Source organism: Xanthomonas sp. SHU 199 (assembly GCF_000364665.1).
GTDB classification, from domain to species: domain Bacteria; phylum Pseudomonadota; class Gammaproteobacteria; order Xanthomonadales; family Xanthomonadaceae; genus Xanthomonas_A; species Xanthomonas_A sontii.
Window position 1 is genome coordinate 1 of record NZ_AQOI01000831.1, and the last position, 9522, is coordinate 9522.

9 protein-coding genes are annotated in these 9522 nt (G+C 70.1%); 5 read left to right on the forward strand and 4 right to left on the reverse strand.

From position 1 onward, the window contains the following. The 4 genes from D183_RS0122780 to D183_RS0122795 form a co-directional block, all read left to right on the forward strand. The coding region (locus tag D183_RS0122780) for an ROK family protein (protein ID WP_017911035.1) at nt 1-615 on the forward strand (615 nt) is incomplete at its 5' end. 15 nt (nt 616-630) lie between these two features. Next, on the forward strand, nt 631-1965 hold the full coding sequence (locus tag D183_RS0122785; protein ID WP_017911036.1) for a D-tagatose-bisphosphate aldolase, class II, non-catalytic subunit: 1335 nt from the start codon (nt 631-633) through the stop codon (nt 1963-1965). Between the two features lie 33 nt (nt 1966-1998). Beyond that, nucleotides 1999-2775, forward strand: a complete 777-nt coding sequence (locus D183_RS0122790; RefSeq protein ID WP_026143390.1) for a DeoR family transcriptional regulator — start codon at nt 1999-2001, stop codon at nt 2773-2775. Beyond that, nucleotides 2772-3896 (forward strand): N-acetylglucosamine-6-phosphate deacetylase, encoded by a 1125-nt coding sequence (locus D183_RS0122795; RefSeq protein WP_017911038.1) that lies wholly within the window; start codon nt 2772-2774, stop codon nt 3894-3896. The genes D183_RS0122790 and D183_RS0122795 overlap by 4 nt, the downstream gene beginning before the upstream one ends. Before the next feature lie 388 nt (nt 3897-4284). Here the strand turns inward: D183_RS0122795 and D183_RS0122800 are convergent, their stop codons facing one another. The 4 genes from D183_RS0122800 to D183_RS0122815 form a co-directional block, all read right to left on the reverse strand. Next, nucleotides 4285-4809, reverse strand: a complete 525-nt coding sequence (locus D183_RS0122800) for a hypothetical protein (RefSeq protein ID WP_017911039.1) — start codon at nt 4807-4809, stop codon at nt 4285-4287. Nucleotides 4810-4856: 47 nt separating this feature from the next. After that, nucleotides 4857-5150 carry a LysM peptidoglycan-binding domain-containing protein gene (locus tag D183_RS0122805; RefSeq protein WP_017911040.1) on the reverse strand — a complete coding sequence of 98 codons (294 nt, stop codon included), beginning with the start codon at nt 5148-5150 and terminating at the stop codon, nt 4857-4859. 371 nt (nt 5151-5521) lie between these two features. Continuing rightward, entirely contained in the window at nt 5522-6340 is an 819-nt protein-coding gene (queF, locus tag D183_RS0122810) for an NADPH-dependent 7-cyano-7-deazaguanine reductase QueF (RefSeq protein WP_017911041.1), read from the reverse strand. Between the two features lie 364 nt (nt 6341-6704). Then, nucleotides 6705-8009 carry a M20 family metallopeptidase gene (locus D183_RS0122815; RefSeq protein ID WP_017911042.1) on the reverse strand — a complete coding sequence of 435 codons (1305 nt, stop codon included), beginning with the start codon at nt 8007-8009 and terminating at the stop codon, nt 6705-6707. A 286-nt stretch (nt 8010-8295) separates the two neighbouring features. Here D183_RS0122815 and D183_RS0122820 point away from each other — a divergent pair. Further along, nucleotides 8296-9522, forward strand: a 1227-nt coding sequence (locus tag D183_RS0122820) for an efflux RND transporter periplasmic adaptor subunit (RefSeq protein WP_017911043.1), incomplete at its 3' end; no start/stop codon positions are given.

Sequence of the window (9522 nt, forward strand, 5' to 3'; positions counted from 1 at the left end):
CGCATCGGCAACGACCTGCAATGCTTCGCGCTGTCCGAGGCGCACGGCGGTGCCGCCGACGGCTACCCCAGCATGTTCGGCGCCATCCTCGGCACCGGCGCCGGCGGCGGCTTCTGCGTGCAGGGCCGCCTGCTCGCCGGCTGCAACGGCATCGCCGGCGAATGGGGCCACTGGAGCGTGCCCGGGCACCTGCTGCAGCGCCATCGCCTGCCGCTGCTGGACTGCGGCTGCGGCCTGCAGGGCTGCGTGGAGCGCTACGTGTCCGGCAGCGGCGTGGCGGCGATCGCGCGCCATCTCGGCAGCGACGCCGCCGACGCCAGCGCGGTGATCGCTCTGGCCGAGGCCGGCGATGCGCGCGCGCAGCAGGCGCTGGACATCCACCGCGACCTGCTCGGCCACAGCCTGGCCGCCGTGGTGCTGGCGCTGGACCCGCACGTGATCGTGCTCGGCGGCGGGCTGTCGCAATACCCGCCGCTGTACCGGCAACTACCCGACGCCATCGCCGCGCACCTGTTCGCCGGCGTGCAGGTGCCGCCGATGGTGCCGCCGCGCTTCGGCGATGCCGGCGGCGCCCGCGGTGCCGCGCTGCTGGCCTGCCATCCCGCTTATTCCTGATCCGCCGGAGTGTCCATGTCGCCCTTGCAGACCCTGCTCGCCTCCCACCGCGCCGGCGCCAACGTCGGCCTGTACAGCGTCTGCTGCAGCAACGACCAGGTGCTGCGCGCGGCGATGCAGGTCGCGCTGGCCCACGACACGCTGCTGCTGGTGGAGGCCACCTCCAACCAGGTCGACCAGTTCGGCGGCTACACCGGCATGACCCCGGCGCAATACCGCGACTACGTCGGCGCACTGGCCGACACGGAAGGCTTCCCGCGCGCGCGGCTGATCCTGGGCGGCGATCACCTGGGCCCGAACGCCTGGCAGAAGGGACCGGCCGCCGAGGCCATGGCGCATGCGCGCGTGCTGATCGAACAGTACGTCGCCGCGGGCTTCCACAAGATCCACCTGGACTGCAGCATGGCCTGCGCCGACGACCCGGTGCCGCTGCCCGATGCCATCGTCGCCGCGCGGTCGGCCGAACTGGCCGAAATCGCCGAGCGCACCGCCGCCGCACATGGGCTGCCACCACCGGTATACGTGATCGGCACCGAGGTGCCGATTCCCGGCGGCGAAGCTTCGCTGGCCGGCGGCCTGCAGGTGACCACGCCGGCCGCGGCCGCGCAGACCCTGGCCATCCACCGGCAGGCCTTCGACACGCCGCCGCTGCGCGCCGCGTGGCAGCGGGTGATCGCGCTGGTGGTGCAGCCGGGCGTGGATTTCGACCACAGTAGCGTGCACGACTACGATCCGGCCGCCGCCGCCGCGCTGGCCGATTTCCTCGAGCAGCAACCGCGCATCGTGTTCGAGGCGCACTCCACCGACTACCAGCGCGAGGACGCGCTGCACGCGCTGGTGCGCGACCACTTCGCCATCCTCAAGGTCGGCCCGGCCGCCACCTTCGCCTATCGCGAAGCGCTGTGCGCGCTGGCCGCGATCGAAGCCGAACTGCTCCCCGCGGCGCAGTGCTCGCAGCTGCCGCAGGTGCTGGACGCGGCGATGCTGGCGCAACCCGGATCCTGGCAGTCCTACTACCCGGGCGACGCGACCGAGCAGCGCCTGCTGCGCCGCTATTCCTTCAGCGACCGCTGCCGCTACTACTGGGGCGCGCCGGCGGTGCGCACGGCGGTGGACACCTTGCTCGCCAACCTGGAAGCACATGCGCCGCCGCTGGTGCTGCTCAGCCAGTTCCTGCCCGAGCAGTACCGCGCGGTGCGCGCCGGCCAGCTCGCCACTACCCCGGCGGCGCTGGTCCAGCACCGCATCGGCCTGTGCCTGGGCGAATACGCCCGCGCCTGCAGCGCCAACCGCGCCGGCGCGCGCCGGCCACACGCCGAAGCGGCTGCCGGCGTCGCGGCGAACGGCTAATCTTCCCGGTCGCCCGCGAATCCGAGAATGGCCATGCGCAACACCCGCTCCCGCCGCCAGCAGATCCTGCAGTCGCTGCTCGAACATGGCACGGTGCAGGTTGCCGATCTGGTGGAACGCTTCGACGTGTCGGCGGTGACCATTCGCGCCGATCTCAACCATTTCGAGGCGCAGGGCCTGGCCACCCGCACCCACGGCGGCGCCACGCTGGTGCGCACGCCGCCGCAGGAGCAGGACATCCATGAAAAGGACGCGCTGAACCTGCCGCTGAAGGAATCGATCGGCGCCTGTGCCGCGCGCATGGTGCAGCCCGGCGCCAACATCATCATCGACTCCGGTTCGACCACGATGACCCTGGCCCGGCACCTGCGCGCGCACCGCGACGTCACGGTGATGACCAACGGCCTCAACATCGCCTGGGAACTGGCCAACGCGCCCGGCATCAACGTGCTGCTCACCGGCGGCCAGTTGCGCCAGCAGTCGCTGTCGCTGCAGGGCAGCCAGGCCGAGGCCAGCCTCAACGCCTACGGTTTCGACACGCTGTTCCTGGGCGTGGACGGCCTGGACCTGCAGTTCGGCCTGACCACCCACGACGAGGCCGAAGCGCGGCTCAACCACCGCATGGTCGAGCGCGCGCGGCGCATCGTGGTGCTGACCGACGCCTCCAAGTTCGGCCGGGTCAGCCTGCACCGCATCGCCCGCCTGGACCAGATCCACGCCATCATCACCGACGCCGGCATCGACGAGGCCACCCGCGAGGGGCTGCAGCGGTTGGGCATCGAGGTGATCGTCGCCGAGCCCGCGCCATGACCGATACGCGTTCCCTGCATGGCCGCCTGCTCACCCCGCTGGGCTGGCGCCGCGGCCACGTCCACTTCGACACCCACGTGCGCGGGCTGCAGGTGGACGACCACAGCGGCGGCGACGATCCGCAGCTGCCGCTGATCCTGCCGGGCTTCGTCGACCTGCATGTGCACGGCGCCGCCGGCGTGGACCTGATGCAGGGCGGCGACGCGGCGCGACGCATCGCCCGCACCCACCTGCGCTTCGGCACCACCACCCTGCTGGCGACCACCATGACCGCCGGCGTCGAGGAGATCGCGCACGCACTGCGCGGCGTCGCCGCGGCCATGGCCGCGCCCGATGCCGACGCGGCCTGCATCGCCGGCGTGCACCTGGAAGGCCCCTTCATCAGCCCGCAGCGGCTGGGCGCCCAACCCGATCGCACGATCGAGGCCAGCCTCGCCCTGGTCCAGCAGTGGCAGGCGCTGGCGCCGATCCGGGTACTGACCCTGGCGCCGGAGATCGGCGCGCACACCGCGCTGATTCCGGCGCTGACCGCGCTGGGCATCCGCGTGCAGCTCGGCCACAGCGCCGGCAGCTACGAGGACGGCGTGGCGGCGCTGCAGGCCGGCGCGGCCGGCTTCACCCACCTGTTCAACGGCATGACCGGCGTGGACCACTACCGCCCCGGCATCGCCGCCGCGGCGCTGGCGCATGCGCAGTACGCCGAACTCATTCCCGACCTGCAGCATGTGCATCCCGGCGTGATTCGCCTTGCCGCGCGCGCGATCCCGCGCCTGTACGCGGTGACCGACGCCACCGCCGCCACCGGCATGCCCGACGGCGAATACGCACTGGGCGAGCAGCGCGTGCACAAGTGCGGCGGCTGCGTGCGCCTGGCCAGCGGCTCGCTGGCCGGCAGCGCACTGACCATGGATCAGGCGTTGCGCAACCTGGTGCAGGCGGGTCTGGAACTGGCCGATGCCGCACAGCGCGTGTCCACCTTCCCGGCCGACTACCTGGGCCTGGGCGACCGCGGCCGCATCGCTCCCGACGCCCGCGCCGACCTGGTGGTGCTGGACAGCGACCTGCGCCTGCGCCAGGTGGTGGTGGGTGGGCGCATGCTGGATCTGCACGCGCATCACTGATCGCCGTGCGCGGCTGCGCGGTGCTGGCCAGCGGTGGTGCGCGCAGACGCCGCCGAGTGGACGGCAAGGCATCGTCCAGGACGTGCGTCGTGATGGAAGAGCGCCGCTGATCCGCCGGATGCAGCTTGCGCCTCTGTGGCAGTAGCGGCGTCAGCCGCGACGGGAGTACCCGCTAAGGCCGGTCGCGGCTGAAGCCGCTCCTATGACGGGTTTCCGGGCGATGGGAGTGTCCTGAAGTCCCCCACATCTTCTTCCTCCAGCGTATCGGCAGCGCTGTCGGAGCATCGGGCCACGCATAAAAAGGCGCAGCCTCGCGGCTGCGCCAGCGTGTCGCACGTGCCGGGAGAGAGGCGGCGCGTGCGACCCGTGACCGGGCCTCAGCCCTGGATCACTTCACCTCGAACGTCTGCGGCGTGCCCGCCGCCTGACCGTTCACGGTGACCTCGGCCTTGTACTGGCCGGCCGGCCAGCCCTTGGGATTGGTGAACTCGAAGTTGGTGGTGTCGGCACCGCTGGTATTGAGCGTCTCGGTGCGCTCGCCGGCGGTCTGGCCGTCCTGGAACACCAGCTTGACGCCGACGTTGGCGTTGGTCGCCGAGCCCTCGGTCTTCACCGAAACGATGATTTTGTCCTTGCTGGCGAGCGTGGTCATCGGCGCGACGGACTTGTCCGCGGCGGCCGTGTTGCCGACAGCGACGGCGGCCACGTTCACCGCATTGGCGCCTGCGGCGGCCGGCGCCGGCTGCTCCGCCGGGGCTGCGGCCGGACCCGGCATCTGCTCGGTCGGCGCGGACGAGGTGGGATCGGGCGACACGGTCTGTTGCTGCTCCTGCTTCTTGCAGCCGGCCAGCGCCAACGCGCCGACCAGGGCGATCATCAGGGGCGAAAATGCGGAGATCGAGCGGGTCTTCATCGGTGAGGACTCCTGTCGGAATAACGAAAGGGGGTGGTGGCGACGCCTCAGGCGCCGGCCGGCAGCTTGAGGGTCTGGCCGGGATAGATCTTGTCGGGGTCGGCCAGCACGTCGCGGTTGGCCTCGAAGATGCGCGTCCAGGCATTGCCGTCGCCGTAATGCAGTTTGGCGATCTTGGACAACGAATCGCCAGGCTTGACCACGTACACCTGCTGCACCTGCTCGGCGGTGCTGTCGACCTTGCTCTGCACGGCGGAAAAATCCGCCTTCTGTACGACGTCGGCGGTGGTATCCACCTTGGCGGTGACCGCCGAGAAATCGGCGCGCTTGTCGCTGTTCATCGCGTGGCTTCCTGCGTGATGGGACGCTGCCACGGTGTCACAGGATTTGTTAAAAAAGGATCGCGCGGCCGTGAACCGCGCGGCTGCGGTTCAGGCGCGCCGCGCGTATGCCAACGCGGCGAGATGTGTCGCTCAAACGCTTGGGACCGTGCATGCCAGCGGGACCGCGGGCACGCGCCACCATCGCCATGTGGGCGCATCGTCCAGGCGACGACTGCGCGAACCCCGGCCTGCCGCAGAGAAGCTGACGACAGCGCTCCCCGCAGGGCGCTTCTTGTGGGAGGGACTTCAGTCCCGACTGCAGCACGCTCGGCCGCGTCGACGATGTCGCGCGTCGCGGCCGATGGTGCAATCGCAGTGTCAGCGCTGGCCTACTGACGCAGATCGCGCAGGAAGCTCAGCGGTTCGGCCACGTCCGCGGTGGCGCGCCAGGGATTGATGTCCAGCCCGCCACGGCGGGTGTAGCGCGCCTCCACCTGCAGCGACTGCGGCCGGCAGCGCGTCATCAGGTCGTGGAAGATGCGTTCCACGCACTGCTCGTGGAAACCGGCATGCTCGCGGAAACTGATCAGGTAGCGCAGCAGGCCTTCGCGATCGATGCGGCCGCCGCGATAGCGCAGGTGCAGCGAGGCCCAGTCCGGCTGGCCGGTGACCGGGCAGTTGGACTTGAGCAATTCGCTGGTCAGGGTTTCCTCGACCACGTCGCCGTCGGCAGCGGACAGGAAGTCCGGACGCGGCGGACCGTAGCAGTCGATGGCGATGTCCAGCGCATCGAGCGACTCGCCCTCGCCCAGCGTGTCCATCGGCGGCAGGCCGAATTCCATCGCCACGTCGGCGCCGGCGCGCGCCGACAGATCGGTGACGATGCAACTGCGCAACGCTTCGGCGCTGTTGAAGCGCATCGCATTGAGCGAGTTGAGATAGAGCTTGAGCGATTTGGATTCGATCAGGTTGGGCGAGGCGCACGGCACGTGCAGGGTCGCGGTGGCGACACAGGGCTTGCCCTGCGCATCGAGCCAGCTCAGTTCGTAGGCGTGCCAGCGATCCACGCCGAAGAACGGCAGCGCCGCGGGGTCGAGACCGATCTCGGTGCGCGCCGCAGCGCGCGGGATGGGAAACAGCAGCGCGGGATCGTACTGCGACGGGTAGGCGACCTCGCGGCCGAGACTGGAATCCTGGGGGGTGTTCATGCCGTGCAGTGTAGCGGGCGCGTTCTGGCTGGGAGGTGTATGGGGTGGGGATTCGGGATTTGGGATTCGGGATTGGCAAAAGCAAAATCTGGCTCACTTGGATCGACGTGCTTGCGTCGATGCGAGGCGTTGCACGTCGCGACCGAGGTCGCTTCCACAAAGGGTGCACTGTGGGAGGGACTTCAGTCCCGACGCATTGCGCCATCGGCAAGCGCGCCACATCGCGCCTCGCACCTGCATGACGATTGACTCCCCGGGGACGATCGAGCGCCGCTCCAACGGATATGCGATGGGGCAGCACCGCTGACGATTCCCTAAGCCGACGCACCCAATCTCTTACGAATCCCCAATCCCGACTCCCCAATCACTGCTTCAAATAATCCAGCGTCACCTGCAGCATCGCGCGCAGGCCGACGTCCAGGGCGGTTTCGTCAAGCAGGAACTGCGGCGAGTGGTTGCTGGGCGCGGTCGCCGGGTCGATGCCGGGGCCGGTGGCGCCGACGAAGAAGAACATCGACGGCACCTGCTGCGCGTAGAACGAGAAATCCTCCGCGCCCATCTGCAGCGGCGGTTCGTAGACGTTGCCGGCGCCGACCACCGCCTGCAGGCTGGGCAGCATGCGCGCAGTCAGCGCCGGGTCGTTGACCGTGGCCGGGTTGCCGTCCTGGTCGGGCACGTGCGCTTCGGCCTTGGCGCCGTGCGCGGCGGCGGTGTGCTCGGCCACGGTCCTGAGGTCGGCGAAGATCTGCTGGCGCATGCCCTCGTCGAAGGTGCGGATGGTGCCGACCATCTCCACGTCGTCGGGAATGATGTTGTAGCGGATGCCGCCCTTGATCGCACCGAAGCTGAGCACCGCCGGCTGCTTGGACAGGTTGGCGCGTCGGCTGATCACCGTCTGCGCCGCACCGATCAGGTCGGCGCTGGTCACGATCGGGTCGATGCCGTTCCACGGCGCCGAGCCGTGGGTCTGGCGGCCGATCACCTTGATACTGAAACGGTCCGAGGCGGCCATCAGCGGGCCGCCGCGCACCGCGATCTTGCCGGCCTGGACGCTGGAGAACACGTGCAGGCCGAACATCGCCTGCGGCTTGAAGTCGCGGAACAGGCCTTCCTTGAGCATCAGCGAGGCGCCGCCCTCTTCGTTGCCCGGCGCGCCCTCCTCCGAGGGCTGGAACACCAGCATGACCTCGCCCGGCAGCTGCGCGCGCATCGCCACCAGCGCCTCGGCGACGCCGAGCAGGATCGCGGTGTGCGCGTCGTGGCCACAGGCGTGCATCACCCCCACGGTCTCGCCGCGGTACTCGCTGGTGGCCTTGGAGGCGAACGGCAGGCCGGTCTGCTCGGTCACCGGCAGCGCGTCCATGTCCGCGCGCAGGGCGATCTTCGGCCCCGGCAGCGCGCCTTTGACGATCGCCACCACGCCATGATGGGCGATGCCGGTCTGCGGCTTCAGGCCCAGCGCGCGCAGCCGCTCGGCGACCTTGGCGGCGGTGCGCTCCTCGCGGTTGGACAGCTCCGGGTGCTGGTGGAAGTCGCGCCGCCACTCCACCACCTTGGCCTGCAGCCTGGCCGCGGCGGCCGTCACCTCCGGGCGCTCGGCGCTCTGCGCCCAGGCCAGGGCGGGGACGGCGAACAGCATCGCGGACAGCAGGCGGGACAGGCGCGGCATGGCAAGGCTCCAGATCGGGACGCAACGGGCGTTCAGTCACTGTAGTGCATCGGCCGCCGGCGAGGGGCGGCCACGGATCCCGCTGCGGACAAAAAACCCTTGCGAATCCGTGTCAACCGATGCGCCGCCTGCGCGTTGCGAGAGCGGACGAACGGCCTTGCCCGCCCGCGTGGTCTGTCCCTTCAGTCATGGTCCAATCGCAACGCGCCGGCGATATGCTTTCTCGCTCGTCACCAGCCACTGCGGGAGGGCCCTCCACCCCGCCTCGCCACAGGAGTTTCCCCGGATGTCGCGTTTCTGGAAGATTGCGCTGCTGATCCTCGCAGCGGTGGCCGTGGTGGTGGTGGGCATGCACGTCATGCGCGGCGGACATCACAAGGGCGGCGGCCCCGGTGACGGCATGGGCGACGACAGCGACAACACGCCGGTCCCGGTGACCGTCGTCGCCGCCACCCACCAGGCGGTGCCGATCTACGCCACCGCCACAGGCACGGTGACCGCGCTGAGCACCGTCACCGTCAGCCCGCAGGTCGGCGGCCAGCTGATGAGCCTGAATTTCCGCGAAGGCCAGGAAGTGAAGAAGGGCGAGCTGCTGGCGCAGATCGACCCGCGCTCGCTGCAGGCCAGCTACGACCAGGCCGCGGCGAGCAAGCGCCAGAACCAGGCGCTGCTGGCCACCGCGCGTTCCACCTTCCAGCGCTCCGACTCGCCGGCCTACCGCCAGTACGTGGCCAAGACCGACCTGGACACGCAGCGCAACCAGGTGGCGCAGTACGAAGCGGCGGTCGCCGCCAACGACGCGCAGATGCGTGCGGCGCAGGTGCAGTTGCAGTACACCCGCATCCTCGCCCCCAGCGACGGCATCGCCGGCATCCGCGGCGTGGACGTGGGCAACATCGTCAGCACCAGCAGCACCATCGTCACCATCACCCAGGTGCACCCGATCTACGTGACCTTCAACCTGCCGGAGATCCAGCTGCAGGACGTGCGCCAGGCGCAGGCGGCCGCGCCGCTGCCGGTGACCGCGCTGGACCGCACCGATGCGCATCCGATCGCCAGCGACGGCCAGGTCGACGTGATCGACAACCAGATCAGCGCCGACACCGGCACCTTCAAGGTCCGCGCCGTCTTCCCGAATAACGACCGTGCGCTGTGGCCGGGCCAGTTCGTCAACGTGCGCCTGACCCTGCGCACCGTGGCCGACGGCGTGGTGGTCCCGACCCAGGCGGTGCAGCGCGGGCCCAACGGCGACTACGTGTACGTGGTGCAGGCCGACAACACGGTCAAGATGCAGACGGTGAAGCAGGGCGCGGAAGTGGGCGACAGCCACGTGCAGCTGACCGAAGGCCTGAAGGCCGGTGAGCGGGTGGTCACCGAGGGCCAGTTCCGGCTCAAGCCCGGCACCAAGGTGAACGCGCTGAAGCCGGGCGAAGCGCCGCCGGAGCCGACCGAGGCCGAACTGAAGGCGGCCGAGGGCAAGCAGCAGCAGCGCGGCGGCGGACGCCGCGGCGGC

Bases quoted from the DNA above. Each gene is read 5' to 3' on its own strand.
- D183_RS0122805 (WP_017911040.1), bottom strand. From the start codon at position 5,150: ATGAACAGCGACAAGCGCGCCGATTTCTCGGCGGTCACCGCCAAGGTG.
- D183_RS0122785 (WP_017911036.1), top strand. From the start codon at position 631: ATGTCGCCCTTGCAGACCCTGCTCGCCTCCCACCGCGCCGGCGCCAAC.
- queF (WP_017911041.1), bottom strand. From the start codon at position 6,340: ATGAACACCCCCCAGGATTCCAGTCTCGGCCGCGAGGTCGCCTACCCG.
- D183_RS0122815 (WP_017911042.1), bottom strand. From the start codon at position 8,009: ATGCCGCGCCTGTCCCGCCTGCTGTCCGCGATGCTGTTCGCCGTCCCC.
- D183_RS0122790 (WP_026143390.1), top strand. From the start codon at position 1,999: ATGCGCAACACCCGCTCCCGCCGCCAGCAGATCCTGCAGTCGCTGCTC.
- D183_RS0122795 (WP_017911038.1), top strand. From the start codon at position 2,772: ATGACCGATACGCGTTCCCTGCATGGCCGCCTGCTCACCCCGCTGGGC.
- D183_RS0122800 (WP_017911039.1), bottom strand. From the start codon at position 4,809: ATGAAGACCCGCTCGATCTCCGCATTTTCGCCCCTGATGATCGCCCTG.